Below are 26,176 nucleotides of genomic sequence, written 5' to 3'. Positions count from 1 at the left end.
ACCATGAGCCGTACCCTCAAAGGCCGCATCCTGACGAGCACGGGATGGGTCGGCGGCAGCCTGCGCTTTGACAGCCGGCTGCTGAGCATCGAAGCCGATGCGAGCGCATCGAGTAGCGCCAGCGCCGAGCTGCCCATCATCCTGCCCGGCTTCATCGATCTGCATGTGCATGGCGGTCTCGGTGTCGACATCATGGAGGGCGGCGATGCGGCCCAGCAGGTCGCCCGCGCCCATGCCCGCCATGGCACGACGGCCATGCTGGGCACGACGATGACGGCGCCCGACGGCGACATCCGCCACGCGCTGGCCGGCCTGGCCAGCGCCTGCGCCGAGCGTGCGAGCGGCGCGGCGCGGCTGCTCGGCGTGCATCTGGAAGGGCCGTTCCTGAGCCCCGGTAAGCTCGGCGCGCAGCCGGGCCAGGTCTGCGCAGCGACGATGGCGCTGCTGCGCGAGTACATGGCGATCGCGCCGATCAAGGTGGTCACCATCGCGCCGGAAGTGGCGCGCCATCTGGACATCATCACCGAGCTGGCGCAGTTGGGTGTGCGGCCGCAGGTCGGCCACACGCTGGGCAGCTATGAGGACGGCGTGGCGGCGCTGCGGGCCGGCGCGGCCGGCTTCACCCATTTGTTCAATGCAATGCGCGGGCTCAATCATTACGAGCCAGGCATGGTCGGCGCAGCGCTGGCCCATGCCCGCCATGCCGAGCTGATTCCCGATCTGCTGCATGTGCATCCCGGCGCGATCCGGGCGGCGCTGCGGGCGATTCCGGAGCTCTACTGCGTCACCGATGCCACCGCGGCGACCGATATGCCCGATGGCAATTACCCGCTGGGCTCGCAGATGGTCTGCAAATGCCTGGGCGGCGTGCGCCTGGCTGACGGCGGCCTGGCCGGCAGCGCGCTGACCATGGACCAGGCGCTGCGCAATCTGCTCAGCCTGGGGCTGGATCTGGCCGATGCCTCGAACCGGCTGTCGCGCAATCCGGCGCGCTATCTGGGCCTGGCCGATCGTGGCCAGATCGCCGTCGGCCAGTGGGCCGATCTGGTGGTGCTGGACAGCGAGATGCAGGTCAGCGAGGTGTTCATCGAGGGCGAGGCGATCAGTCCGGCGTTCGAGCCTGACGCAGTGCCTGCCTGAACATACGCCGCCAGCGCCAGCCCCAGCCCCAGCGGGGTGCTGGCGCAGCGGCTGGGCCGTAGCGCTCGGCGTCCAGCGCCAGCAGCAGTGCGGCCAAAGCCGCTGCACGATCGCCATATTGCAGCCTGAGCATCTCCGTCCATTGCCGCGGCCCCTGATGCGGCTCGGCCGGCAGGCCCAGACGGCGCAGCCGGCGCACGATGAAGGCACGCTGGCGGCTCCAGTCGTCGTGCGGGCGGCTGCTCCAGGCCGACCACAGCGCAGCGGCGCTGGCCAGCGCTGCTATCACCGCCGCGCTGGCCTGGCCGAGCGCCTGCCAGTCGGCTTGCTGCCAGCCGAGTTGCTCCAGCAGCCGGAACTGGTCGCCACGCGAATAGTTGAGCACCCATTGCTGCCAGCGGTGGTCCAGTGTCTCCCAGGCGCCGCGCAGGCGCGTCCACAGCTGCGGGTCGACCTGGCCCAGCGCGCCGGCCAGCAGGCCGGGCGGTGGGCGCAAGACCTGACCCCGCAGCACCCGCTCGGGCGCCACCGCCGCGGTCGGGTCGGCGCGCCGCCAACCCAGGCCCGGTGCCCAGTACTCGGCCCAGGCATGGGCTTGGGATTGGCGCACGACGACATCGCCGTCCTGCAGCTCGGCATCGGCCCCCTGGAAGCCGCTGACCAGGCGGCTGGGCACGCCCATGGCTCGCATGGCGATCACAAAGGCGCTGGCATAGTGCTCGCAAAAGCCCAGCCGGCGGTCGAACCAGAATTCGTCCAGCGCATGGGGCGTGACTTCGCCATAGCGGCCCGGGGCCAGCGTGTAGATGAAGTCGCCATGGCGGATATGGTCCAGCAGCGCGCCCGCGAGCTGCTCGGCGCCGGCCTGCTGATCGCCGCTGAACTTGGTGTCGCGCAGCGTCCGGGCCCAGTCCAGCAGCCGCGGGTTGAGGCCGGCGGGCAGCTGCAGATAGGGCGCCAGATCGCCAGGCCGGGCGCCCACGCCGCTGCTGGACTGCAGCCAGGCGCGCTGGCGCAGGCGCAGCCGCTCGGTGATGGGCCTGTCGGCCTGCCAGACCAGCTCGCGGTCGCGCGTCAACGTCAGCTCGTCGATCTGCAGCGGGCTGCCCGGGGCCTCGGCGCCCAGCTCCAGCACCGGCAGCAGCGGCAGGCGCAGCGGCTCCAGCGTCATCTCATAGCGCAGCGGCTCGCCCTCGGGCTTGACGGCCAGCCGCGCCGCCTCGGGCATGCCAATCGCTGTGCCCTTGTCGCTGCGCGGCAGCCAGGTCTTGCCATCGAACTGGCTCAGCACCGGCCCGCGCAGATAGAGCTGGGCGCCGGGCGGCCGCGCGCCCTCGAAGCGCAGGCGCAGCGCGATGCTGTCGTCGTTGGCGATTTCGCTCATCGCGCCGAACTGCAGCTTGTCGCTCAAGCCGGTGCGGCCGATGGCATCGCTGGGCAGGCCCCACAGCGGCCCGATGCGCGGGAACAGCAGGAACAGCAGCACCATGATGGGCAGCCCCCACAGCGTGGTACGCAGCGCCTGCCGTGCCGCCAGGGCCAGGTGCGGCTGGCCCACCGGCATCTGCGCCAGCACCAGGGCGCTCAGCAGTGCCCAGACGCAGGCCAGAGACCACAGCGCGGTCAGCAGCGACTGCGAGTAGAAGTACTGCGTCAGCACCAGGAAGAAGCCGAGAAAGAAGACGACGAAGGCGTCGCGCCGCGCGTGCAGCTCCAGCGTTTTCAGCGCCATCAGCACGACCAGCAGCGTGATGCCGGCCTCGCGCCCGAACAGGCTGCGGTGGCTGGCCCAGCCCGCCACCAGGGTCAGCAGCAGCACCAGCAGCAGGCTGCGCCGGCCCGGCAGCGGCGCGCCGCGCCAGGCCAGCCGGCCGCGCCAGAGCAGCACGGCGGCCGTCAGCGCGCTGCACCACAGCGGCAGGTGGCTGATATGGGGCAAGGCGGTGGCGGCCAGCGCGGCGAGCAGGAACAGGGTGTCGCGCGCCTCGCGGGGCAGGCGGGCCAAGGCGCTCAGCAGGGGTAGCCTCATGGCGGCGCTCCCGCCCCGGTGCTGACGCGGGCCAGCGCGCGCAGGCAGGCGTCCAGATGGGCCGGGCCGGTGGCGCTGGCCAGCTGCAGCGCTTCGCCGCCGTCAAACAGACCGGCCGGCAAATCCAGCCCATAGCGCTGCTGCTCGGCCTCGGCGCGTATCAGCCAGGCGGACAGCCTTGAGAGTCGCGATTCCAGCGGCCGGCCGGCGCTGTGGGCCCAAGTGAACTGCAATTCCGCATGGCTCTGGCGGCGCGGTTCGCGCACCAGCAGGCTGTCGGCCTGCCCGTCGCCCTGGGCGGCCTTGCGCCAGAGAATGCGCTGAGGCGCGTCACCGGGGCGGTAGGGGCGGATGTCGTCTTCATCGTCGCCGCCCGCGGCCTGGAGCCGGGCCGGGCCGCGCTGGCTGTTGCCAGGCTGCGCCGGCCAGGCCGGGCAGGGCGCCTCGGGCAGCGGATAGACCCACACCGCGCTGGCCGGGCGCCAGACGCTCCAGGCGCGGAACAGCCCGAGCGGAAAGCGGGTTTCGATTTGCAGCACCGGCAGCGGGTGATGGCCGCGCGGCAGCGCGGGCAGGCGCAGCTGCAGCTGGGCATGGCCGCCGGCCGGTACATCGGTCCAGGCGATTTGTGCTTCGCTCGCGCCGAGCACCCTGAGCCCTATGCCCCAGCGCGCCGCGGCCTCGTTGTGCAGCTGGATCTGCAGCGGCAGCTCGCTGCCGGCCTGCCCTGCGGCCGGCGCTTGCAGCGTCAGCCGCAGGCCGCGCAAGACCGCATGGGTGGCGTGCATCGAGGCAAAACCTGCTCCCGCCAGAATGAAGCTGAGCGCGAAGCCCAGGCTCAGCTGCTCGTTGATCGAGGCCAGCAGCAGCACCAGGAGGGTCAGGCAGAAGAACAGGCCCGGCCGTGTGGGCAGGATGTAGAGATTGCGCTGCGTCATCAGATGCGCATCGCTGCGCGGATGCCGGGCCTGCCACCAGGCCCGCCACCGATCTCGCGCACGCTGGCGCCAGGCCTGCAGTGGCATCTTGAGGCTCAGGGCAGGGCGATGGCTTCGACCATCGCGCGGACCTGCTCGCGTGCGCCACGGCCGCTGCCGGCGCGCGGCGTCAGCCGGTGGGCAATGCACTGCGGCAAGATGGCCTGCAGATCGTCGGGCGAGACATGGCCGCGCCCTTGCAGCAGCGCCCGTGCCCGTGCCGCACGCAGCAGTGCCAGGCCGGCGCGCGGGCTCAGGCCCTGAACAAACCACTGGCCCGAGCGGGTGGCCGCCAGCAGCGCCTGCAGATAGTCCAGCAAGGCCGGGGCCACATGCACGCGCTGCACCGCCGCTTGCACGGCGAGCAGCTGCTCGGGCTGCATCACCGGCTGCAGGCGGCGCAGCAGCTCGCGGCTGTCGATGCCGGTCAGCAGCTCGCGCTCGGCGGCGTGGTCGGGCAGGCCCAGGCTGATGCACATCAGAAAGCGGTCCAGCTGCGACTCCGGCAGGGCATGGGTGCCGAGCTGATCGCTGGGATTTTGGGTGGCGATCACGAAAAAGGGCTCGGGCAGCGCGTGGCGCCGGCCATCGGCGCTGACCTGGCGCTCTTCCATCGCTTCCAGCAGGGCGCTCTGCGTGCGTGGCCCGGCGCGGTTGATCTCGTCGGCCAGCAAGACCTGGGCGAACACCGGCCCGGGGTGGAACTGGAAGCTGCCGCTGCCGTCGGCGGCGCGGGCATAGATGCTGACGCCGAGCAGGTCCGAGGGCATCAGGTCGGCGGTGAACTGCACGCGGGCCCATTGCAGGCCCAGCGACAGCGCCAGCGCGTGCGCCAAGGTGGTTTTGCCGACACCGGGCTGGTCTTCGATCAGCAAATGGCCGCCGGCCATGAGGCAGGTCAGACAGTCGTCGATCTGTGCCGTTTTGCCCTTGATGATCGTGCTAATCTGGTGTCGAAGCTGCTGCAGCAGCGCGCTGGTGTCGGTGTCCTGCATGATGTCCTGCACCATAGCGCAAAAGCGCAGACGATAACGATGGAGACAAGCGCGCCCATGTCGACCGCCTTTCTGAGCCACCCCGATTGCCGCCGCCACGATATGGGCGCCGGCCATCCCGAGTGCCCGCAGCGCCTGGATGCGATCAGCGACTGGCTGATCGCCAATGGCCTGGACATCGCGCTGGATCACCATGAGGCGCCGGCGGCGCGCATCACCGATATCGAGCTGGCGCATACCCATGGCTATGTCGCCGAGGTCCGCGATCAGCTGGAGGCCTTGGCCGCCAGCGGCGAGTGCAAGGCCATCGACCCGGACACCATTGCCAATCCCTACACCTGGTCGGCCGCGCTGCGTGCCGCCGGGGCCGCAGTACGGGCCACCGATCTGGTGCTGGACGGTCAGGCCGAGAACGCCTTCTGCTCGGTGCGGCCGCCCGGCCACCATGCGACGCGCGACCAGAGCATGGGTTTTTGCTTCTTCAACAATGTGGCGATTGCGGCCCGCCATGCGCTCGATGTGCGTGGCCTGAAGCGGGTGGCGGTGGTTGACTTCGATGTGCACCACGGCAACGGCACCGAGGACATCCTGGCCGGCGACGAGCGCGTGCTGATGGTCAGCATCTTCCAGCACCCGCTCTATCCCTATAGCGGCGCGGTGCCCAAGGGCGAGAACATGGTCAATGTGCCGATTCCGGCCTACACCCGTGGCGCCGAGATCCGCGAAATGATCGAAGCGATGTGGATGCCGGCACTGGAAGCCTTCAAGCCGGAGATGATCTTCATCTCGGCCGGCTTTGATGCCCATCGCGAGGACGACCTCGGCCAGCTCGGTCTGGTCGAGGCCGATTACGAGTGGATGACGATGCGCATCAAGGCCATCGCCGAACGCCATGCGCGCGGCCGCATCGTCTCCTGCCTGGAGGGCGGCTACCATCTGGGGGCGCTGGCGCGCAGCGTGGGGACGCATCTGCGCGTGCTGGCCGGCGTCTAGCAGACTATTGCAAAACTACTGCGGCGACCATCTGTGTCGTTGCGCGGTGCTCGGAATCCTCACGTACAGGGCGTACGTTGCGGTTCCTGTGCGCCGCGCGCCTAGCATCTGGCCGTCCTCGCGACGTTTTTCAACAGCCTGCAAATACCTGTTCTGGCTATTGCCGGCCGCGCTTTGCGCGGCCTGATCGTTTTCGAATGAATCAATCCTCCCTCGGCTTTGACGATCTGCTGGCGCTGCTGGCGTCCTTTCTGAAACCTACCGCCCTGATGGAGCTGGGCCTGCTGGTGGCCTGCATGGCGCTGTCCTGGCTGGTCGTGTCACGGCTGCAGCGGGTGGTGATGCAGCGCCATGGCTCGGTGCTGTTCGGTCAGCATGTGGTTGACGGCGTGCTGTTCCCGGTGCTGGCCCTGCTGCTGGCTTTCGGGGCGCGGCGGCTGATGCCGCTGCTGGGCATGAAGGTGCTGGTCTTCAAGCTGATCATCCCGGTGCTGTCTGCCCTGGTGGCGATACGGCTCAGTGCCAAGGTGTTGCGTGCGGTGATGCCGGACTCGCGCTGGGTGAAGTTCCTCGAGCGCAGCGTGTCCTGGCTGGCCTGGGGCGGCTCCATCCTGTGGATCACCGGCATCCTGCCGGCCATCATGGAGGAGTTCGAGAACATCGAGTTCAAGATCGGCGCCAGCCATGTCACGCTGCGGGCGATGATCGAGGGCGGTCTGACTGCCGTCTTCGTGCTGGTGCTGGCGCTGTGGCTGTCCTCGGTGATCGAGGCGCGGCTGCTGCGCAATGCGACCACCGATCTGTCGCTGCGCAAGATCGCGGTCAATCTGACCCGCGCGGTGCTGCTCTTTCTGGGCCTGCTGTTCGCGCTGACCGCGGCCGGCATCGACCTGACCGCCTTGGGCGTGCTCGGCGGCGCGCTGGGCGTCGGCATCGGCTTTGGCTTGCAGAAGCTGGCGGCCAACTACATCAGCGGCTTCGTCATCCTGGCCGAACGCAGCCTGCGCATCGGCGATATGGTCAAGGTCGACAATTTCGAGGGCCGCATCTCCGACATCAAGACTCGCTACACGGTGGTTCGCGCGCTGAATGGCCGTGAGGCCATCATCCCGAACGAGCTGCTGATCACGCAGCGGGTCGAGAACTCCTCGCTGGCCGATCCGCAGGTGCTGCTGACCACGGTCGTGCAGATCGCCTATGGCAGCGACGTCGAGGCGGTGATGGCGGCGCTGGTCGAGGTGGTGAGCGCCGTGCCGCGCGTGCTGGCGACGCCAGAGCCCTCGGTGCAGCTGAGCAATTTCGCCGCCGATGGCCTGGAGCTGACCGTGGTGTTCTGGATCGCCGATCCGCACAACGGCCAGGGCGGCGTGCGCTCCGATGTGAACCTCGCCATCCTGCGCCGGCTGACCGAGCTAGGCGTCGAGATTCCGTTTCCGCAGCGGGTGCTGCACCAGCGCGCCGGCTGAGGGCGCGGCGCGACTGGGTAGGCTTACTTCAGTACGCGGCTGAAGGCGTCAAGCACTGTTTGTTCAGCGGCCTTGAGCGTCGTCGTCAGCGAAGGCGAGGCGGTGGCGCTCTGACGCAGCTCCAGCTTGATGCTGTCGTCCTTGGCGTTGGTGTCGACGCGCAGCTGCGCGCCATCCGGGGCGCTTACTGTGGCCAGCGTGGCGCCAGCCTTCACGTTCAGCTGCACCGGGAAGCGCGGCGTGTCCAGTGTGAAGTTCAGCGTATCGATGCTGACGTCGTGATGGCTGTCTGGCGTGCTGGTGGCGACGATGATGTCCTTGTAGACATCGCTGCGGCCGTTGCGCAGCACCGTGGCATTGCCGCTGCCACTGAGCGTCAGGTCGGCATTGCGCTTGAGCTTGATCTGGCCGCTCAAGGTTTGTTCTCCGACGATGCCGTCGGGGATGGTGAAGCGCAGCTGGTCGGCCGTGAAATCGCCGCCGGCCAGGTAGCTGACGCCACCGACCACGGTCGCGCCGGCGCCAACGGCGGTCAGCTTGCCGCTGTTCACAATGACGCCGCCCAGATTGCAGTTGTTGGTACTGAAACTGCGAGTGTTTGCATCGATGCGAGCGACACTGACCGTACCACCTTGCGGGCAGGGGTAGGTGCCGGGCGTGTCGTTGGTGCTCAGTACGACGCGGAAGCTGCCGTCGATCACCGTGGTGACTGCATCCAGGCGCATTGCGGCCAAGCTGACCAGCGCAAAGGCGTCGAGGTAGTTGTCCTTGCTCAGCGTTGCGGCGATCGGGCCGGGGCCGGGCGTTGGCCCAGGGGTCGGTTCGGCGCTGCCGCCGCCGCCGCCGCCGCCACAGGCGCTCAAGGTCAGGGCAGCCACGGCGGCGCCGACCGCCAGCAGGCGGTTCTTGTCGATGTACATCAGAATTCCCTCCAGATATCGCAGAAACGGGTGCGCTCGCGGGGCGACCCATGATCGCCACGGCGCGTCTTGGGCGCACCGGCAGCGAGAAGCGGAGAATTCTATCGAGAGGCTTGTGACAACCTGATCGTCACGCCACTCGACCGGAGGGATTCAGAAGTCGGCATCGAGCACGACCCGGTAGCGGGCCTTGTTGCTTCTCAAATGCTCGATCGCCTCGTTGACCCGGCTCATCGGGAAGCGCTCTACCTGGGGCAGGATCTGGTGCCGTGCGGCGAATTCCAGCATCTTGCTCAGCACCGTGGGCGGCGGCGTCGGCGAGGCCGACAGGCTGCGCTGCCAGGACAGCAGGCCGCCGCTCTTGAACGCCATCTTGTCGGTCACCACGCCGACCATATGCATGCGGCCCTTGGGCGCCAGGGTGTTGAGCAGTGCGTCCCACTCCAGGCTGGCGCCGACGGTGATCAGCAGAAAGTCCAGGCTGCCTGCGGCGGCCTTCAGCTCCTTCAGCTCGACGCTGGAGACGGCCTTGTGCGCGCCCAGCGCCAGCGCTTCTTCGCGCTTTGATGGCGACGAGGTGAAGGCCGTGACCTCGCAGCCCCAGGCGCGGGCAAACTTGACGGCCATATGCCCCAGGCCGCCGATGCCGACGACGCCGACCCGATCGGTCGGCTTGATCGAGTGGATGACGAAGGGCAGGAATACCGTGCCACCGCCGCACATCAGCGGGCCGGCGGCCGCCGGGTCCAGTGCATCGGGGATGGGCACGGCCCAGCTCCAGTGGGCGCGCAGCCGGTCGGCAAAGCCGCCGTGGCGGCCGACGATGGTCGGTTGGCGCTTGCCGCAGAGGTTTTGTTCGCCGCCCAGGCAGAAATTGCAGTGCATGCAGCTGTTGCTGTGCCAGCCCACCCCCACGCGCTGGCCGATCTGGCGACCGCGGGCCTGTGGCCCCATCGCGGTGATGATGCCTACCACCTCATGACCGGGCACGACCGGGTAGCTGGCCGGGAACCATTCGCTATCGATCATCGCCAGATCGGAATGGCAGATGCCGCAGTGTTCCACCCGGATCTCGATCTCGTCGTCGCCCAGCGGACCGGGTTCATAGCTGAAGGCCTGCAGGGGCGCGCCGGCACTGTGGGCGGCATAGGCATGGATCGGGCGGTTGATACTCATCTGCTACTCCTGGAGCGCTGGTGCCGGCAACGTCAACTGCCGATCATAGGCTCGGCAGAGCTGGCCTTTTGTCACCTTGGCGGCGCCTGCCAGCGGGTACAGCCGCTCAGGAAGCTGTAAGGTCAGACAGTTCCCCTGGTGGTTAGATATCCCTAGAGTATGGGGGGTGACGCTCGACGTCACGCTGCGGCTCAGCAGCCGCAGCCGGTAAACAGGGGGAAAAGATGATGTTGAACAATCTGCGTATTGGCACGCGGCTGGGGCTTGCCTTTGCTATCGTCATTGCCCTGCTGCTGGCCAGCCTGGCCGCTGGGATCACAGTGCTCAATCATGTCAGTGTGACGATGGAACAGGTCGTTGATGACCGCTACGCCCAGATCGCCCTGAGCAGCGCCATCAAGGATGTGGGCGACAAGGGTGTCGTCACCATCGGCCGCATCCTGCTGTCCAACAGCGCTGACGAAGCCAAGAAATATATCGATCAGTACGCGGCGCTGCGGGCACAGAACACCGAGAACTTCGCCCGCTTCGAGAAGCTGCTGCACACCGACGAAAGCAAGGCCATCTTTGCCGAGCAGACCGAGGCGCGCAAAGCCTATGGTGCCGCGGTGCGCAAGTTCTTCGAGCTGCAGGGCGCAGGCAAGCGCGAGGAGGCGATGGCCGTCTATCAAGGTGAGATGGCGACGCTGCAGCCGCGCTATTACGCGCTGATCGACAAGATGGTCGCCCACCAGGAGAAGGGCATGGCCGATGATGTGAGCGAGGCCAAGGCGGCGACCCAGCGCGGTCGCTTTGGCATGGTGCTGTTCTCGGCCTTTGCCGTGCTGCTGGGTGTGGGCACGGCCATCTTCATCACCCGTTCGATTACCCGGCCGATTGACCACGCGATCTCGCTGGCTGAGGCGGTTGCCGAGGGCGAGCTGACCTGCCGCATCGATCACAGCAGCAAGGATGAAGTGGGCCGCTTGTTGGGCGCGCTGGAACATATGGTGAACAGCCTGCATCGCATCGTTTCCGAAGTGCGCTCGGGCGCTGATCTGATCGCCACAGCGTCGCATCAGGTCGCACAGGGCAATATGGATTTGTCGGCCCGCACCGAGCAGCAGGCCAGCGCGCTGCAGCAAACTGCCTCGGCGATGGAGCAGCTGACTGCCGCCGTCAAGCTCAGCGCCGACAACGCCCAGCAGGCCAATGCCTCGGCCCAGCAGGCCTCGTCGGTAGCCAGCCAGGGCGGCGAGGTGGTTGGACAGGTAGTGGCGACGATGAGTTCGATCGCCGACTCCTCGAAGCGCATCGTCGAGATCATCAGCGTCATCGATGGCATCGCCTTCCAGACCAATATCCTGGCGCTGAACGCCGCCGTCGAGGCCGCCCGGGCGGGCGAGCATGGACGTGGCTTTGCCGTGGTCGCGGCCGAGGTGCGCAGCCTCGCGCAGCGCAGCGCGGTGGCGGCCAAGGAGATCAAGTCGCTGATCGACAACTCGGTGGAGCAGGTCGACAAGGGCAGCCAGATGGTCGAGCAGGCCGGCGCGACGATGCAGCAGGTGGTGTCCAGCATCCGCCAGGTCAGTGAGGTGGTGGCGGCCATCAGCGCCTCGGGCCGAGAGCAGAGCCTGGGCATCGAGCAGGTCAACGAGGCCATTGTGCAGATGGACGACTCGACGCAGAAGAACGCGGCCATGGTCGAGCAGAGCACGGCGTCGGCCAGCTCCTTGCAAGACCAGGCGCGGCAGCTGAACGAGGTCGTCCGCTCTTTCGTGCTGTAGCCGCTTGGCGGGGCCCCGCGACGGGGTGCCCGGCGGAGGAGAACCATCATGACTACAGCCAGGCCTGAGGGCCGTGGCGGGGTGGAGCACACCCCGATGTTTTTGCTCGGTGAGCAGTTGATCACCGCGAGGCCGGGCCTGCGCCTGGCCTTGCAGTCGCTGGTCGAGGCCTACCGGGAACAGGGGCACCGCTGCGCAACATTGGATCCGCTGGGGCTGGCCAGCCCGGTCGATCCGGCCCAGCTGGATGCGGCACAGTTCGGGCTCAAACTCGATGAGCCAACTCACGAGCTTGGCGCAGAGCGGGCCAGCGCTCAGCTTGCCGGGCATTCCTGGGTGCTGGCCGCCAGCGATGTCGGCGACTTGCAAGCGCGTTTGCGCGCCTGCTATTGCGGCGAAATGACGCTCGATGCCAGCGCCGTGCGCAACCCGACGCGGCGCGAATGGCTGTTCGCAGCGATGGAGGCTGAAGCGCCTCCCGACCTGCAGCAGCGCGAGCAGGCCCTGGCTTTGCTGGAACGCTTGGTGGCGGCGCAATGCTGGGAGCAGCATGCGGCGAACAGCTTCCCGCAGGGCAAGCGTTTCTCGCTGCAGGGGCTGGAGGCCTTGCTGCCGCTGCTCGATGCCGTGCTCGAGGCGGCCTGCGCCCATGGTGTCGAGCAGGTGATGATGGGCATGCCGCACCGCGGCCGTCTCAATGTGCTGGTGAATCTGCTGGGACTGCCGCCTGAGCGGGTGCTGGCGGCCTTCGAGCTGCTGACGCCCGCATCCGGCAAAGATTCGGCGGACGGCAATGACCTTATCTACCATCGCGGCGCCGAGCGCGTGCTGCAGACGCCGCACGGGCCTTTGCGCCTGCGCCTGGCAGACAACCCATCGCACCTGCAAAGTGTGCAACCGGTGATCTGCGGGATGACGCGGGCCAGCCAAGATGGCGACGATGGCCCGCAGCGGCGGCGGGCGATGGCCTTGCTGCTGCATGGCGACGCGGCATTGGCGGGCCAGGGCGTGGTGATGGAAACACTGATGCTGGCGCACAAGCAGGGCTATGGCATCGGCGGCGCAGTGCATATCGTCATCAACAACCAGGTTGGTTTCACCGAAGCCCAGCAGCCCGATGCCCAGGCGCCACGCTATTGCACCGATGTGGCACGGATGATCGATGCACCGGTGCTGCGAGTGAACGCCGATGCGCCGGAACTGCTGGCGCGGGCGGCGGCATTGGCCTTGGCCTATCGCAGCCGCTTCAGCGCCGATGTCTTTATCGATCTGGTCGGCTACCGGCGGTTGGGACACTCCGAGAGTGATGTGCCGGAGTTGAGCAGCCCGCTGCGTCAGGCCTGCATCAAAGCAACGCCCACGGTGGTCGAGCGTTTTGCGCGGCGCCTGCAAGCGGCAGGCTGGCTGCCCGGCGGCGATATCGCCACCGTGCTGGCGCCGAGGCAGGAGCGGGCACTCAGCCTGTTCAGCGGCGCTGGCCAGGTGCCGCCTGAGCAGCCAGCGCCGCTGCCGCGAGCGCTCGAGGGCGATGCACGACATCCCCTGCCTGATCAGGGCGATCATGCGGCCATGGTCGAGGCCATGGTGGCCCTGCCGCCGGGTTTTCTGCCGCACCCGATGGTGCGGACGTTGATCGAGGATTGGCGCAGCATGGCGGGAGACCGCTGGCAGCCGGTCGATTGGCGCTTTGCCGAGAACATGGCCTATGCCAGCCTCTTGCGCGCCGGCGTCGGCATACGCATCTCGGGCATGGATGTGCAGCGCGGCACCTTCTTTCATCGGCTGGCGGTCTGGCAGGGGCAGACGGCGGCCGGTGGCCTGCCCGTCCGGCATGTCCCGCTGGCCGCACTGGAGCAGCCGGGCGCGCGCTTCGAGGTCTACAACTCGCCCCTGTCCGAGGAGGCCGTACTGGGCTTTGAATACGGCTACAGCCTTTGCGCCGGCCGGCGCCTGGTGATCTGGGAGGCGCAGTTCGGCGACTTCGTCAATGGCGCCCAGGTCTTTGCCGACCAATACATCGCCTCGGGTGCGGCCAAGTGGGGCAGGGACTCGGCCCTGGTCGTGCTGCTGCCGCATGGCCATGAGGGCGTGGGCCCCGAGCATTCCAATGGCTTTCTGGGGCGCTGGCTGGCGCTGTGTGCCGAAGAGAATCTGCGCGTGGCCTGCCCCTCGACCTCGGCGCAATGGTTCCATCTGCTGCGCCGCCAGGCGCTGGACCCGGAGCGCCGGCCGCTGATCGTGATGACACCCAAGGCGGTGCTGCACGAGGAGCCGGGTTCACATGCGCCCTTGCAGGCGATGCTTGAAGGCAGTTTTCAGCCTCTGTTGCCCGATCCCGATGCCCCCGCGGCTCGCCAGGTGGAACGGGTGGTGCTGTGCAGTGGCAAGCTGTTCTACGACCTGGTGCGTGGTCGGCGAAGGTTGGGTGGGCGCAGCCGCACGCTGCTGCTGCGCCTGGAGCAGCTTTATCCGCTGGACGTCCAAGGTCTGCACCGCGTGCTGGCGGCGCTGCCCTGGCTGGGTGAACTGGTGTGGGCGCAGGAGGAACAGCTGCGCCAGGGCGCCTGGCCCTTCGTCCGTGACGACTTGCAGCAGGCCTGCCCGGCCGGCGTTGAGCTGCGCTGTGTGGCTGCGCCCAGCACGGCCACCGGCGCCGCCTCGACGCTGCAAGCCCAGCGCGCCATCCAGCAGGCGCTGGTGGAGCAGGCGCTGGGCTGGGGCTGAGGAGGCTTACCAGTCGGCCGAGCGCATCACCGATTGCCAGCGGCCATGCTCGATGCCGTAGACGCTGATGGTGCCGAAGCGCTGTTCGCCGTTGTCGGCATAGCGCAGGCCGCTGGTCACCGGGCCGTGCAGGTCGAGTGACTTCATCGCCGCCAGCACCTGCTTGGGATCAGCGCTGCCGGCGCGCAGCAGGCCCTGGCTGATCGAGTAGACGGCGTCGTAGGCATAGTGGGCACCGTAGGCGATATCCTGCTTCTGTTCCTTGTTGAAACGCTGCTGGAAGGCCTTGCCGGCACTGAACTCATAGGGCTCGATGATGGGCGAGGTGGCCATCACGCGACGGATCGGCAGCTGGCCCTTGGGCAACAGGTCGGTCTTGATGGTGTCGCCACCCAGCAGCTGGGCATCCTTCAGGCCGACGCGGGCCATGCCCTTCATCAGCGCCTCGACCTGGAAATCGGCCAGCGTGGTGATCACGCAGTCGATCTTGGCGGCGGCCATCTTGGGCAGCAGCTCGTCGAAAGTGGTGGTTTTGTCGTCCAGCGAGGCCTTCAGCGCCGGCGTCTTGCCCAGCTTCTTCATATGCGCCTCGACGCCGACCAGCAGGCCCTTGCCATAGGGCGTGTTGTCGTCAATCAAACAGAAGGTCTGTGCGCCCATCTGTTGCACCGCATAGCCGGCCATGGCCTTGGCCTGCAGATCGTCGTTGGCGACCAGGCGCAGCGTGGTCGGCAGATCAAGCTGGGTGAACTTGGGGTTGGTCGAGATTGCCAGCTGGGCGATGCCGGCGGCGCCGTAGATCGGTGCCGATGCAATGCTGACACCGGAATTCAGGTTGCCGACCACGGCGATCACGCCGGCCTCGACCAGCTCCTGAGCGATCTTCTTGCCCGTCTCTGCATCGGACTTGTCGTCACGCGCCACCACTTCCAGCGTGATGCGCTGGCCCTTGACCGAGAAGCCGGCGGCATTGATGTCCTTGACCGCCATTTCCACGCCGGCCAGCATGTCCTTGCCCAGGCGTGCCAGCGGTCCGCTGAGCGGCTGGGCCACGCCGATACGCACGGTGTCGGGCAGGCGCGAGCAGGCGCTGAACAGGGGGGCGAGGCTGCCGGCGAGGAGGAGGGAACGTCTTTGCATGGTCAGGCTTCAGAAGTGATGGCGCATTCTAGAAAGGGCCGGGCGCTCCCACCCATCTGGCGGGCGGGAATTTGTTGTGCTTTGTTCACGGATGGCGGAATACAGGCGCCACGACGCCATGGCACATGAAAAGGCTCTTTGGACCCTATTTGATGCTCGGCCACCGGCACACGAAACCCAACCACAGAGGCACTGAGGCACAGAGGAATTCACAGGGGACACCAGGGTTCGACTAGTTTTTCTCTGTGACTCAATGCCGCTGTGCTTGCCTTTGGCTGCTTTCAGGGATTCAGCAATTGGCGCCAAACGCACTACATGAAGAAGCCACCCGCAGGTGGCTTCTTGGTTGACCCGCTGCCCGGTGATCAGGCGGCGTTGACCGGGATGCTGACGGTCTTGCCGCTGGCGATGCGTTGCTGCCAGTCGGCCGGGCCGGTCACATGGGCGCTGGTGCCGCCGGCATCCACCGCCACCGTCACCGGCATGTCGACCACGTCGAACTCGTAGATTGCTTCCATGCCCAGGTCGGCAAAGCCGACCACCGGGGCGGCCTTGATCGCCTTGCTGACCAGGTAGGCGGCGCCGCCGACGGCCATCAGGTAGGCGCTCTGGTTGTCCTTGATCGCATCGATGGCGATCTGGCCGCGTTCGGCCTTGCCGACCATGGCGATCAGGCCGGTCTGTTCCAGCATCATGCGGGTGAATTTGTCCATCCGCGTGGCCGTGGTCGGGCCGGCCGGGCCGACGACCTCGTCGCGCACCGGATCCACCGGGCCGACGTAGTAGATGACCCGGTTGGTGAAGTCCACCGGCAGCTTCTCGCCGCGGGCCAGCATGTCCTGGATGCGCTTGTGGGCAGCGTCGCGGCCGGTCAGCATCTTGCCGTTCAAGAGCAGAGTGTCGCCCGGCTTCCAGCTGGCCACTTCGGCCTTGGTCAGCGTGTTCAGGTCGACGCGCTTGCTCTTGTTGTAGTCCGGCGCCCAGTGCACATCGGGCCACAGGTCCAGGCTAGGCGGGGTCAGGTAGCTGGGGCCGCTGCCGTCGAGCACGAAATGCGCATGGCGGGTGGCCGCGCAGTTGGGGATCATCGCGATCGGCTTGGACGCGGCGTGGGTCGGGTAGGTCTTGATCTTGACGTCCAGCACCGTGGTCAGGCCGCCCAGGCCCTGCGCGCCAATGCCCAGGGCGTTGACCTTCTCGTACAACTCGATACGTAGCTCCTCGAGCTTGTTCTGCGGGCCGCGTTCGAGCAGCTCGTACATATCGATATCGTCCATCAGCGCTTCCTTGGCCAGCAGCGCCGCCTTTTCGGCCGTGCCGCCGACGCCGATGCCCAGCATGCCCGGCGGGCACCAGCCGGCGCCCATGGTCGGCACCGTCTTCAACACCCAGTCGACGATGTTGTCGCTCGGGTTGAGCATATACACCTTGCTCTTGTTCTCCGAGCCGCCGCCCTTGGCCGCGACGATCACGTCCACGGTGTTGCCGGGTACGACCTCCATGAAGATCACGGCCGGTGTGTTGTCCTTGGTGTTCTTGCGCTCGAAGATTGGGTCGCTCAAGACCGAGGCGCGCAGCTTGTTGTCCGGATGGTTGTAGGCGCGGCGCACGCCTTCGTTGATGGCGTCCTGGATCGAGTCCGGGAAGTCGAGCCAGCGCACATCCATGCCGATCTTCAGGAACACATTGACGATGCCGGTGTCCTGGCAGATCGGGCGACGGCCTTCGGCGCACATGCGGCTGTTGGTCAGGATCTGCGCGATCGCGTCCTTGGCCGCCGGGCTTTGCTCGCGCTCATAGGCGCGGGCCAGGTGGGCGATGTAGTCGGCCGGGTGGTAGTAGCTGATGTACTGCAGGGCGGCGGCGACGCTGTCGACCAGATCAGCGTATCGAATCTGTGTGCTCATGGTGTGAGTCCAACGTGAGTGGGGCGGGAAGTGCTTGGGCAGGCTGAAAACTACGGCACGATGCCAGCTTTGGCTTGCAGCGCGCTGAAAGCCGGGCCTGAGGGCCTGGCGCAGGCTGTGATGCCTGTCAGTGTAGCGAAGCCGGCTGGGCCGATCTTGGGTGCAGCAAAGCGCGATCAAGGGGCGCGGCGGTGGCGGGGCCAGGCAGGCGGTGCTGCTTCGCCGGTGTAACGGCCGGTGGCTGAGCTTTTGCCGGCCCGGGCGCCTGCTACGAGGCCCTGCCCAAGCTTGCCGTGCCCGGGGGCTCGATGCTGGCCGGCTTGCCGTGGGCCTGGAGGTGGCGCGAGCAGACGCTCAGTGCTGGGCGTCCTTGGCGTGGCCGAGCAGGCGGTCGGTCATCGCGATGGCCATGGCCGAGAGCAGGAAGGCGATGTGGATCAGGGTCTGCCACATCAGCGTCTTTTCGCTGTAGTTGTCGGCGTTGATGAAGGTCTTGAGCAGGTGGATCGACGAGATGCCAATGATGGCGGTGGCCAGCTTGACCTTCAGCACCGAGGCGTTGACGTGGCTGAGCCACTCCGGTTGGTCCGGGTGGCCATCAAGATTCATCCGCGAGACAAAGGTCTCGTAGCCGCCGACGATGACCATGATCAGCAGATTGGAGATCATCACCACATCGATCAGGCCCAGCACGACCAGCATGATGATGGTTTCGTTCAGCTTGGCGATGGGCTCATAACCGATCACCGCCCCGCTGGCATCCTTGATGGCCGCGGCCTTGTAGCCAATGCTCTTGACCAGGGTCACCAGCGCCTCCTGGTGGCCAAAGGCGGCCTCAATCAGGTGCACTAGCTCGGTCCAGAACTGGTAGACGTACACCGCCTGCGCCAGGATCAGCCCCAGATACAGCGGCAGTTGCAGCCAGCGGCTGCCAAAAATCAGCTGGGGCAGCAGGCCGAGGCGGGGATTCAGATTCTTTTCGGAACTCATTGGTAACTCTCTGGAAGCGTGGCGGGCCGATTCTAGTGAGACGATGCGGCAGTTCGTGTGGCGGTTCATGTGGCGCAGCAAAGGCGATGTCCCGAGTCGACCGCGCGAACAGGCAAAGGCCGCTATGCGGCCACGGTGCTCGTCCAGCGCACAGCAGTCTCGGCGCGGGCGACACAATGGTCTTGTACAAGAGTAAGCGGTTCGTCAGTGACAAACCGCACAGTAGCGCCAAGATGATTCCAAATCTGGCGCACCCCGCTTAGGAGAGAGACGCGATGAGCAATAGTTCCCTGGAGACGCTGTACCACCCCTCGGCTGCGACGACGGCTGCGGCCCATGTGTCGGGCATGGCCGCCTACGAGGCCCTGGTCAAGGAAGCCGAGACCGATTACGAAGGCTATTGGGCGCGTCTGGCGCGGGAGCTGGTCAGCTGGAAGAAGCCCTTCACCCAGGTGCTCAACAGCAGCGAGGCGCCGTTCTTCAAGTGGTTCGAGGACGGCACGCTGAACGTGTCCTACAACTGCCTGGATCGCAATGTCGAGCGCGGCCTGGGCGACAAGACGGCCCTGATCTTCGAAGCCGACGATGGCACGGTCACCAAGGTCAGCTACAGCGAGTTGCTGGCTCGCACGGCCCAGTTGGCCAATGCGCTGAAGGCGCGCGGCGTCAAGAAGGGCGACCGGGTTGTCATCTATATGTCGATGTCGATTGAAGGCGTGGCAGCGATGCAGGCCTGCGCCCGCATCGGCGCGACGCACTCGGTGGTGTTCGGCGGCTTCTCGGCGCAGTCGCTGCGCGACCGCGTTCAGGATGCTGGCGCGGTGATGATCATCACCGCCGATGAACAGGCGCGTGGCGGCAAGCACCTGCCGCTGAAGGCCATCGTCGACGAAGCGCTGGCCGACAACGCCTGCCCGACGCTGAAGGACGTGATCGTCTACAAACGCACCGGTGGCGCCATCGGCTGGGTTGAAGGCCGTGATTTGTGGCTGCACGAGGTGCTGGCTGGCCAGCCGACCGTCTGCGAGCCCGAGTGGGTCGAGGCCGAGCATCCGCTGTTCCTGCTCTACACCTCGGGCTCCACAGGCAAACCCAAGGGCGTGCAGCACAGCACCGGCGGCTATCTGCTGCACGCGGCGCTGACGACCAAATGGACCTTCGACCTGAAGCCTGACGACGTGTTCTGGTGCACGGCCGATATCGGCTGGGTCACCGGTCACACATACATCACCTATGGCCCGCTGGCGCTGGGCGGCACCGAGATCGTCTTCGAAGGCGTGCCCACTTATCCGGATGCCGGCCGCTTCTGGCAGATGATCGAGAAACACAAGGTCTCGATCTTCTACACCGCACCGACGGCGATCCGCTCGCTGATCAAGGCCGCCGAGAGCAATGAGGCCGTGCACCCGGATCGTTACGACCTGAGCAGCCTGCGCCTGCTCGGTTCGGTCGGCGAGCCGATCAATCCGGCTGCCTGGGAGTGGTATCACAAGCATGTCGGCGGTGGCCGTTGCCCCATCGTCGACACATTCTGGCAGACCGAGACCGGCGGCCACATGATCACCCCGCTGCCGGGCGCGACGCCGCTGGTGCCGGGCTCCTGCACGCTGCCTTTCCCCGGCATCACCACCGCCATCGTCGACGAGACCGGCAACGATGTGCCCAACGGGCAGGGCGGCATCCTGGTCGTCAAGAAGCCTTGGCCGTCGATGATCCGCACCATCTGGGGCGATCCGGAGCGCTTCAAGAAGAGCTACTACCCGAGCGAGCTGAAGGGTTACTACCTCGCTGGCGATGGCGCCATCCGAGATGCCGAAACCGGCTATTTCACGATCACTGGCCGCATCGACGATGTGCTGAATGTGTCCGGCCACCGGATGGGCACGATGGAGATCGAATCGGCCCTGGTCAGCTGCACCGAGCTGGTGGCCGAAGCGGCGGTCGTGGGCCGCCCCGACGACACCACCGGCGAGGCCATCTGCGCCTTCGTCGTGCTGAAGCGCCCCCGTCCCAGCGGCGACGAAGCCAAGGCGATTGCCAAGCAGCTGCGCGACCACGTGGCCAAGGAAATCGGCCCGATCGCCAAGCCCAAGGACATCCGTTTCGGCGACAACCTGCCCAAGACCCGCTCCGGCAAGATCATGCGCCGCCTGCTGCGCTCAGTCGCCAAGGGCGAGTCGGTCACGCAGGACACCAGCACGCTCGAAAACCCGGCCATCCTCGAGCAACTCGGACAAGCCTATTGACCACCCCCTACGCGCTGGCGCGCGCCCCCTCAAGGGGGCAGGCTCGGCAGACCGGCAAAGCCGGATCTGCGAGCCTCGCTGGATGTGTCAAGGCCCGCCTTTGGCGGGCCTTTCCGCTTGTACCGTCGCAGTGCTGACGCAAGCGCGCGATCAAGAAGGAAGGCTCTTTTGGCGTTAAGTGTGGCTGCTCTGGAAACAAACAAAGGCAACCACAGAGGCACTGAGACACAGAGAAAAACGCAGCGAACCTTTGTTCCCTCTGTGAATTCCTCTGCGACTCTGTGGCTCTGTGGTTTGTTTTGGCTGATCAACAGCTAGCGCGCAAAGAGCCAAAAGGAAAGGCCCGCCAAACGGCGGGCCTTGACTCATCCAGCGGCGCCCGAGGATCCGGCTCTGCCGGTCCTACGGGCGCGCCCCCTTGAGGGGGCCGGCGAAGCCGGTAGGGGGTGGTCTTTACTTCACCGTGAGCACCCAGGCCGCCAGCTTCTTGGCTTCATCGGGCGTCACTTGCGTGTTCGGGGGCATGGGCACCGGGCCCCAGGCGCCGGAGCCACCCTTGATGATTTTTTCGGCCAGCTTGGCGGTGGCGTCCTTGTCCTTGGCGTACTTGGCGGCCACGTCCTTGTAGGCCGGGCCGACGATCTTCTTGTCAACGGCGTGGCAGGTCATGCAGTTCTTGGCCTTGGCCAGATCGGCGTTGGCAAAGGCCGGGGCGCTCAGCGTGGCGGCCAGGGCGGCCACGGCAATCAGGATCGACTTCATGCTTTGTTTCCTTGTCTTCGGCTGTGGGGGGAAAACACCGCGGGCCCATGAGCGGAACTGCACTACAGTTTCAAGCAGGAACCCTTCTCAGGGATTGTACGGGTGGGCCAGCTCGCTGCAGACCAAGCTGCTGCGACGCGCGTACCCGGAAAGCGACAAGGATTGCGTGTATGTGGATGGTCGGATTGGGTGTCGTGCTGCTGCTGTTGAAGCTGCTGGGCGTGGTGCCGGTGGCGCACTGGAGCTGGATCGTCATCCTGCTGCCCTTTGGACTGGCCGCCCTGTGGTGGGCCTGGGCGGACAGCTCGGGTTACACCCAGCGCAAGGCCATGGAAGCGATGGACGCCAAGAAGGCCGCGCGCCGGCAGCGTGCGGTTGAGAACCTGGGTCAGAGCGACAGGCAACGCCGCTCCTGAAGCTTGCTCTGGCTGGCTTATGTACTGAGCCAGTCAAAGCCGGCGCTCAATCGCAGTTCGGAATCTGTGGGCGGCCGCCGCCCTTCATGCATTGCTTGTAGTTGGACGGCAGATTCTTCACCTCGCGGGTATCGCCAACGGCGACGCTGAACTCTTCAAAGACCTGGTAGGTGCAGCTGGTCGTCGGCTTGCCGCTGTCGCCATCAACGCTTTGGCAGCGGCTGGTGAACAGCGCGTAATTGCAGTCGCCGCTCGGACTTTGCACGCATTGGAAACGGGTGGCGCCGCCGACGGTCTTGGTCTTGACGCTGCCGGTCTCGCCGGTGGTCGTCACGGAAATGGCGCAGCCGCTGATCAGGGCGGAAATCAGGGCCAGGCTCAAGGTGCTGGCAAACAGGCGGGTAGGGCGCATGGCGGGTTCTTAGTCGCTGGGTCGAAGCCGGGATGGCTCGAATGCCGCGAATTCTGCAAAGCCATGCGTGGCCTGTCTTCGTGCGGCCGACGAACTGCAGAATCGCCGGCATGGGCGCGCCCAGCCGGCGACAGGCCCCTGTGCTGCCCCTTACTCGAAGCGGTCCAGCACCGCGCCCGAGCTGGCGCTGGAGGCGTTCTTGGCGAACTTGGCCAGCACGCCCCGGGTGTAGCGCGGCGCCGGCTTCACCCAGGCGGCCTTGCGCGCGGCCAGCTCGGCGGCGTCCACATGCAGCTCCAACTGCAGCTTGTGGGCGTCGATGGTGATGGAGTCACCTTCCTTGACCAGGGCGATCACCCCGCCCTCATAGGCTTCGGGTGCCACGTGGCCGACGACCATGCCCCAGGTGCCACCGGAGAAGCGACCATCGGTGATCAGCCCGACGCTCTCGCCCAGGCCCTGGCCGATCAGCGCGCCGGTGGGGGCCAGCATTTCCGGCATGCCGGGCCCGCCCTTGGGCCCCAGATAGCGCAGCACCATCACATCGCCGGCGACGATCTTGCCGCCCATGATGGCGGCCAGCGCCGATTGTTCGTCATCGAACACGCGGGCCGGGCCGGTGATGACAGGGTTCTTCAGGCCGGTGATCTTGGCCACGCAGCCCTCGGGGCTCAGATTGCCCTTGAGGATGGCCAGATGGCCTTCGGCATAGATCGGCTGCGTGACCGGGCGGATGACGTCCTGATCGGCACGCAGGTCCGGCACCTCGGCGAGGTTCTCGGCCACCGTCTTGCCGGTGATGGTCATCGCGTCGCCGTGCAGCAGACCGTGCTTGAGCAGCTCCTTCATCACCGCCGGGATGCCGCCGGCATGGTGCAGATCGATGGCCAGGTACTTGCCGCTGGGCTTGAGATCGCAGAGCACCGGCGTCTTGCGGCGCACGCGCTCGAAATCGTCGATGGTCCAGTCGACCTCGGCGGCATGGGCGATGGCCAGGAAGTGCAGCACTGCGTTCGTGGAACCACCGGTGGCCATGATCACCGCCACGGCGTTCTCGATCGCCTGCTTGGTGACGATGTCGCGCGGCTTCAGGTCCTTCTTGACCGCCTCGACCAGCACGGCCGCCGCCTGCTTCACATTGGCGACGACCTCGTCTTCGACATTGGCCATGGTCGACGAGTAGGGCAGGCTCATGCCCAGCGCCTCGAAGGCCGAGCTCATCGTGTTGGCGGTGTACATGCCGCCACAGGAACCGCTGCCGGGGATCGCGCGGCGCTCGATCTCGCAGAAGTCTTCCTCATTCATCTTGCCGGCACTGAACTGGCCGACGGCCTCGAACACGCTGACGATGTTCAGGTCCTGGCCCTTGTACTTGCCGGGCAGGATGGTGCCGCCATAGACGTAGAGCGCCGGCACATTGGCGCGCAGCATGCCCATCATGCCGCCGGGCATGTTCTTGTCGCAGCCGCCGATGACGATCACGCCGTCCATCCACTGGCCGCCGACGCAGGTCTCGACGCAATCGGAAATCACCTCGCGCGACACCAGGCTGTACTTCATGCCCTCGGTGCCCATGGCCATGCCGTCGCTGATCGTCGGCGTGCCGAAGATCTGCGGGTTGGCACCGGCTTCCTTCAGGCCGATCACCGCAGCGTCGGCCAGCTTCTGCAGCCCGGAGTTGCAGGGCGTGATCGTCGAATGCCCATTGGCCACGCCGATCATCGGCTTGCCGAAGTCTTCCTGCTGGTAGCCCATGCCGTAGTACATGGAGCGATTGGGCGCGCGGGCCACGCCTTCGGTGATGTTCTTGGAGCGGCGATTGAAGCTCATGGTATTTGCGGGCAGGGGAGCGGTGAAGCCTGCAGTATCGAACGCGTCACAGGCGGCGTCCAATATATGTTTGACGGAGAATTGATCTATCGCGTGTATCAGTGGCCAATGGCCGGCAGGAACGATCAAATGGAAATACGCAGCCTGAAGCAGTTTCTGGTGCTGGCCGAGGAGTTGCACTTCGGTCGTGCTGCCGAGCGCCTGCACATGACGCAGCCGCCACTCAGCATGGCGATTCAAAAGCTGGAGCAGAGCTTGGGCGTGCCGCTGTTCACGCGCACCCGGCGCACCGTCGTGCTGACGCCAGCGGGCGCGGCCCTGCGCGAGGCCGCACAGCGGTGCCTGAGCGAGCTGGAGCAGCTGCCGGCGCTGGTGTGTGCCGCTGCCGGCGGCGAGCAGGGGCGGTTGCGGCTGGGCTTTGTTTCCACCGTCGGCTACGGGGCGATGCCGCAGTGGTTGCGCGGCTTTCGCGAGCGCTACCCCGGTATTGCACTGAGCCTGCACGAGGCCACACTGGATGTGCAGCTGCAGGCCTTTGAACGCGACGAGCTCGACGCCGGCTTCGTGATTCACGCACCGGGCGCGGTGCCGGCCGGCTTTGCCAGCCTGCGCATCGCCGTCGAGCCGCTGGTGCTGGCCCATGCGGAGAGCCAGCAGTTCGCGGCGGGCAAGGCCGCGCTGGCGCAGATGCTTGCTCAGCCGCTGGTGATCTTTCCGCGCGAGATTGCGCCGTCGCTGTTCGACGAGCTGATGGCGTTCTACCGGGCCCAGGGCCAGCAGCCGCAGATTGCGCAGGAAGCGATACAGATGCAGACCATCATCCATCTGGTCTCCGCCGGCATGGGCGTGGCCTGGGTGCCGGAAGCGGTCAGCGCGCTGCAGCGCGAGGGGGTGCAGTACCAGCGCTTGTCTGCCCGGCAGCTGCCTGCTGGTCTGCCCATGAGCGAAACCAGCCTGATCTGGCGCGAGCGCACGGTGGCCACCGCGGCACCACAGGCCGCACCCGTGGTGTCACGTTTTATCGAGCATGTGCGCTCAGCGCTGAAGCCTGCCGGGCGTGAGCGGCGACAGGCCTCGCTGGCTGCCTCATCCCCCTTGAATGCGGCGATGACTAAAGGCAGGGCTGGCAAAACGGGCTCAGATCAGCACAATGCGCGCTCATCGCCAAGCGCCAGCAAGGCGAAGCCAGGACGGTCAACCCAAGGAGGTTCAGGCCGTTAGAGCATCACCCTCAACAGCCATCCATATCGGATTCAGTGCCCACCATGCGTCATTCGAAGCTGCCGTACCTGACCCTCGCCGTACTCATCGCCACGGGCGCCGCCCAGGCCAGTGTCTTCAAGGACGCACAACTGCAGACCCTGTTGGACAAGGACAAGACCGAAGAGCTGGAACGCGTGGCCCAAACCCGGCTGAAGCAAAGCCCAGCCGATACCCAGGCGGCTGTCGCGCTGGCGCTATTGGCCAAGGACAGCGGCGACGACAAGCGCGTCGAAGCCGGTGTGCACAGCATGGAGCAGTGCCTGGCCCAGCAGCCCAAGGAGGCGGCCTGCCACTACGCGCTGGGCTCGCTGCTGGGCGTGCAGGCGATGAGCGCCAGCATGTTCAAGGCCATGAGCCTGACCGGCAAGATCCGCGATGCCTTCAGCCGCGCGCTGGAGATCGACCCCGGCTTCATCGAGGCCCGCGCGGCGCTGCAGCAGTTCTATGTGATGGCGCCCAGCGTGGCTGGCGGCAGCATCAGCAAGGCCGGCGCATTGGCGCAGGAGGTGCGCGAGTCACAGCCCGAACTCGCCAAGCTGATGCGTTCGCGCGTGCTGGCGCAAGATGGCAAGCTGGCCGAGGCCGAGCGGGAGCTGCTGAGCTTCAAGCCCGGCGACAACGCCTGGCTGAACAACGAATGGCGCCAGACCTGCGGCAGCTTTGGCATCGGCTATCTGCAGGACAAGCAATGGGCCAAGGCCAAGAGCTGGTACGAGCAGTTGCAGCAGTTGCAGCCGCAAGCGGCCTGGGGGGCGTACGGCCTGGGCCGTGTGGCCACCGAGCAAGGCCAGTTTGACGAGGCCGTCAAGCTGATCGAGCGCGCGCGCGGTCTGGAAGGTGCCGAGCAGCTGCCGATAGACTACCGACTCGGCGTTGCGCTGCAGGGCAAGGGGGACAAGGCCCAGGCCAAGGCAGCCTTCGAACGCTATATCGCCAGCAAGCGCACCAACCCGCGCAATCTGGAGGACGCCCGCAAGCGCCTCTCCAGCCTCGGTTGAGTCGGCTGGCCCTCACAGCCAGGCGC

The 26,176-nt window shown here is 66.5% G+C and carries 19 protein-coding genes and 1 pseudogene; 9 read left to right on the top strand and 11 right to left on the bottom strand.

Annotated elements, in window-relative coordinates; translation table 11 throughout:
* Positions 1-3 precede the first annotated feature (3 nt).
* Entirely contained in the window at positions 4-1,140 is a 1,137-nt protein-coding gene (gene nagA / locus RQP53_RS07320) for an N-acetylglucosamine-6-phosphate deacetylase (RefSeq protein ID WP_315649564.1), read from the top strand.
* Here nagA and RQP53_RS07315 read toward each other — a convergent pair.
* From RQP53_RS07315 to RQP53_RS07305, 3 genes are read right to left on the bottom strand one after another with little or no spacing between them, the layout of a single operon-like run.
* Entirely contained in the window at positions 1,103-3,169 is a 2,067-nt protein-coding gene (locus RQP53_RS07315; protein WP_315649563.1) for a transglutaminase TgpA family protein, read from the bottom strand. The genes nagA and RQP53_RS07315 overlap by 38 nt on opposite strands.
* Complete coding sequence (locus RQP53_RS07310) at positions 3,166-4,194, bottom strand: DUF58 domain-containing protein (RefSeq protein WP_315649562.1); 1,029 nt, start codon at positions 4,192-4,194, stop codon at positions 3,166-3,168. Before RQP53_RS07310 ends, RQP53_RS07315 begins: the two co-directional genes overlap by 4 nt.
* Positions 4,195-4,202: 8 nt before the next feature.
* Positions 4,203-5,141, bottom strand: coding sequence for an AAA family ATPase (locus RQP53_RS07305; protein ID WP_315649561.1), 939 nt, complete (start codon positions 5,139-5,141; stop codon positions 4,203-4,205).
* A gap of 57 nt (positions 5,142-5,198) precedes the next feature.
* Between RQP53_RS07305 and RQP53_RS07300 the strand changes: the two genes are divergently transcribed.
* Positions 5,199-6,134: a histone deacetylase family protein gene (locus RQP53_RS07300; RefSeq protein ID WP_315649560.1), complete on the top strand. Its 936-nt coding sequence runs from the start codon at positions 5,199-5,201 to the stop codon at positions 6,132-6,134.
* A gap of 197 nt (positions 6,135-6,331) precedes the next feature.
* Complete coding sequence (locus RQP53_RS07295) at positions 6,332-7,600, top strand: mechanosensitive ion channel family protein (protein ID WP_315649559.1); 1,269 nt, start codon at positions 6,332-6,334, stop codon at positions 7,598-7,600.
* 23 nt (positions 7,601-7,623) lie between these two features.
* On the opposite strand, the gene RQP53_RS07290 is transcribed toward RQP53_RS07295, so the two are convergent.
* Both RQP53_RS07290 and ahr read right to left on the bottom strand, forming a co-directional pair.
* Positions 7,624-8,520, bottom strand: coding sequence for a hypothetical protein (locus tag RQP53_RS07290; protein ID WP_315649558.1), 897 nt, complete (start codon positions 8,518-8,520; stop codon positions 7,624-7,626).
* Between the two features lie 153 nt (positions 8,521-8,673).
* Positions 8,674-9,696 (bottom strand): NADPH-dependent aldehyde reductase Ahr, encoded by a 1,023-nt coding sequence (gene ahr, locus RQP53_RS07285; RefSeq protein ID WP_315649557.1) that lies wholly within the window; start codon positions 9,694-9,696, stop codon positions 8,674-8,676.
* Positions 9,697-9,923: 227 nt separating this feature from the next.
* Between ahr and RQP53_RS07280 the strand changes: the two genes are divergently transcribed.
* Positions 9,924-11,462 (top strand): methyl-accepting chemotaxis protein, encoded by a 1,539-nt coding sequence (locus tag RQP53_RS07280; RefSeq protein WP_315649556.1) that lies wholly within the window; start codon positions 9,924-9,926, stop codon positions 11,460-11,462.
* Positions 11,463-11,510: 48 nt separating this feature from the next.
* Positions 11,511-14,186, top strand: a complete 2,676-nt coding sequence (locus RQP53_RS07275) for a 2-oxoglutarate dehydrogenase E1 component (RefSeq protein ID WP_315649555.1) — start codon at positions 11,511-11,513, stop codon at positions 14,184-14,186.
* Between the two features lie 6 nt (positions 14,187-14,192).
* Here the strand turns inward: RQP53_RS07275 and RQP53_RS07270 are convergent, their stop codons facing one another.
* The 3 genes from RQP53_RS07270 to RQP53_RS07260 all read right to left on the bottom strand — a co-directional run bounded on the left by RQP53_RS07270 (position 14,193) and on the right by RQP53_RS07260 (position 18,223).
* A complete protein-coding gene (locus RQP53_RS07270; protein WP_315649554.1) occupies positions 14,193-15,326 on the bottom strand; it encodes a branched-chain amino acid ABC transporter substrate-binding protein in 1,134 nt (377 codons plus the stop codon).
* A gap of 365 nt (positions 15,327-15,691) precedes the next feature.
* Entirely contained in the window at positions 15,692-17,233 is a 1,542-nt protein-coding gene (locus tag RQP53_RS07265; RefSeq protein WP_315649553.1) for a fumarate hydratase, read from the bottom strand.
* Between the two features lie 354 nt (positions 17,234-17,587).
* Entirely contained in the window at positions 17,588-18,223 is a 636-nt protein-coding gene (locus RQP53_RS07260) for a TIGR00645 family protein (RefSeq protein WP_315649552.1), read from the bottom strand.
* Between the two features lie 275 nt (positions 18,224-18,498).
* On the opposite strand from RQP53_RS07260, the gene acs reads away from it, so the two are divergent.
* Positions 18,499-20,469 carry an acetate--CoA ligase gene (acs, locus tag RQP53_RS07255; protein ID WP_315649551.1) on the top strand — a complete coding sequence of 657 codons (1,971 nt, stop codon included), beginning with the start codon at positions 18,499-18,501 and terminating at the stop codon, positions 20,467-20,469.
* 453 nt (positions 20,470-20,922) lie between these two features.
* Here the strand turns inward: acs and RQP53_RS07250 are convergent, their stop codons facing one another.
* Entirely contained in the window at positions 20,923-21,231 is a 309-nt protein-coding gene (locus RQP53_RS07250; protein ID WP_315649550.1) for a c-type cytochrome, read from the bottom strand.
* Between the two features lie 170 nt (positions 21,232-21,401).
* On the opposite strand from RQP53_RS07250, the gene RQP53_RS07245 reads away from it, so the two are divergent.
* Positions 21,402-21,647, top strand: coding sequence for a TIGR04438 family Trp-rich protein (locus RQP53_RS07245; protein WP_315649549.1), 246 nt, complete (start codon positions 21,402-21,404; stop codon positions 21,645-21,647).
* A 46-nt stretch (positions 21,648-21,693) separates the two neighbouring features.
* Here RQP53_RS07245 and RQP53_RS07240 read toward each other — a convergent pair whose 3' ends face one another.
* Together RQP53_RS07240 and ilvD are read right to left on the bottom strand one after the other, a co-directional pair.
* Entirely contained in the window at positions 21,694-22,059 is a 366-nt protein-coding gene (locus tag RQP53_RS07240) for a hypothetical protein (RefSeq protein WP_315649548.1), read from the bottom strand.
* 150 nt (positions 22,060-22,209) lie between these two features.
* Positions 22,210-23,889, bottom strand: a complete 1,680-nt coding sequence (ilvD, locus tag RQP53_RS07235; RefSeq protein WP_315649547.1) for a dihydroxy-acid dehydratase — start codon at positions 23,887-23,889, stop codon at positions 22,210-22,212.
* Between the two features lie 108 nt (positions 23,890-23,997).
* Between ilvD and RQP53_RS07230 the strand changes: the two are divergent.
* A pseudogene (locus RQP53_RS07230) lies at positions 23,998-24,921 on the top strand (LysR family transcriptional regulator); the annotation flags it as partial.
* Positions 24,922-25,154: 233 nt separating this feature from the next.
* Positions 25,155-26,150, top strand: a complete 996-nt coding sequence (locus tag RQP53_RS07225; RefSeq protein ID WP_315649545.1) for a tetratricopeptide repeat protein — start codon at positions 25,155-25,157, stop codon at positions 26,148-26,150.
* Positions 26,151-26,176 lie beyond the last annotated feature (26 nt).

Origin of the sequence: Roseateles aquae (genome assembly GCF_032337115.1) — a bacterium.
Taxonomy (GTDB): Bacteria; Pseudomonadota; Gammaproteobacteria; order Burkholderiales; family Burkholderiaceae_C; genus Roseateles_C; species Roseateles_C aquae.
This window is presented reverse-complemented; position numbering and strand designations above follow the sequence as displayed.

Coding starts and splice junctions, on each gene's coding strand:
- nagA (WP_315649564.1), top strand. CDS start 4: ATGAGCCGTACCCTCAAAGGCCGCATCCTGACGAGCACGGGATGGGTC.
- RQP53_RS07315 (WP_315649563.1), bottom strand. CDS start 3,169: ATGAGGCTACCCCTGCTGAGCGCCTTGGCCCGCCTGCCCCGCGAGGCG.
- RQP53_RS07310 (WP_315649562.1), bottom strand. CDS start 4,194: ATGCCACTGCAGGCCTGGCGCCAGCGTGCGCGAGATCGGTGGCGGGCC.
- RQP53_RS07305 (WP_315649561.1), bottom strand. CDS start 5,141: ATGCAGGACACCGACACCAGCGCGCTGCTGCAGCAGCTTCGACACCAG.
- RQP53_RS07300 (WP_315649560.1), top strand. CDS start 5,199: ATGTCGACCGCCTTTCTGAGCCACCCCGATTGCCGCCGCCACGATATG.
- RQP53_RS07295 (WP_315649559.1), top strand. CDS start 6,332: ATGAATCAATCCTCCCTCGGCTTTGACGATCTGCTGGCGCTGCTGGCG.
- RQP53_RS07290 (WP_315649558.1), bottom strand. CDS start 8,520: ATGTACATCGACAAGAACCGCCTGCTGGCGGTCGGCGCCGCCGTGGCT.
- ahr (WP_315649557.1), bottom strand. CDS start 9,696: ATGAGTATCAACCGCCCGATCCATGCCTATGCCGCCCACAGTGCCGGC.
- RQP53_RS07280 (WP_315649556.1), top strand. CDS start 9,924: ATGTTGAACAATCTGCGTATTGGCACGCGGCTGGGGCTTGCCTTTGCT.
- RQP53_RS07275 (WP_315649555.1), top strand. CDS start 11,511: ATGACTACAGCCAGGCCTGAGGGCCGTGGCGGGGTGGAGCACACCCCG.
- RQP53_RS07270 (WP_315649554.1), bottom strand. CDS start 15,326: ATGCAAAGACGTTCCCTCCTCCTCGCCGGCAGCCTCGCCCCCCTGTTC.
- RQP53_RS07265 (WP_315649553.1), bottom strand. CDS start 17,233: ATGAGCACACAGATTCGATACGCTGATCTGGTCGACAGCGTCGCCGCC.
- RQP53_RS07260 (WP_315649552.1), bottom strand. CDS start 18,223: ATGAGTTCCGAAAAGAATCTGAATCCCCGCCTCGGCCTGCTGCCCCAG.
- acs (WP_315649551.1), top strand. CDS start 18,499: ATGAGCAATAGTTCCCTGGAGACGCTGTACCACCCCTCGGCTGCGACG.
- RQP53_RS07250 (WP_315649550.1), bottom strand. CDS start 21,231: ATGAAGTCGATCCTGATTGCCGTGGCCGCCCTGGCCGCCACGCTGAGC.
- RQP53_RS07245 (WP_315649549.1), top strand. CDS start 21,402: ATGTGGATGGTCGGATTGGGTGTCGTGCTGCTGCTGTTGAAGCTGCTG.
- RQP53_RS07240 (WP_315649548.1), bottom strand. CDS start 22,059: ATGCGCCCTACCCGCCTGTTTGCCAGCACCTTGAGCCTGGCCCTGATT.
- ilvD (WP_315649547.1), bottom strand. CDS start 23,889: ATGAGCTTCAATCGCCGCTCCAAGAACATCACCGAAGGCGTGGCCCGC.
- RQP53_RS07225 (WP_315649545.1), top strand. CDS start 25,155: ATGCGTCATTCGAAGCTGCCGTACCTGACCCTCGCCGTACTCATCGCC.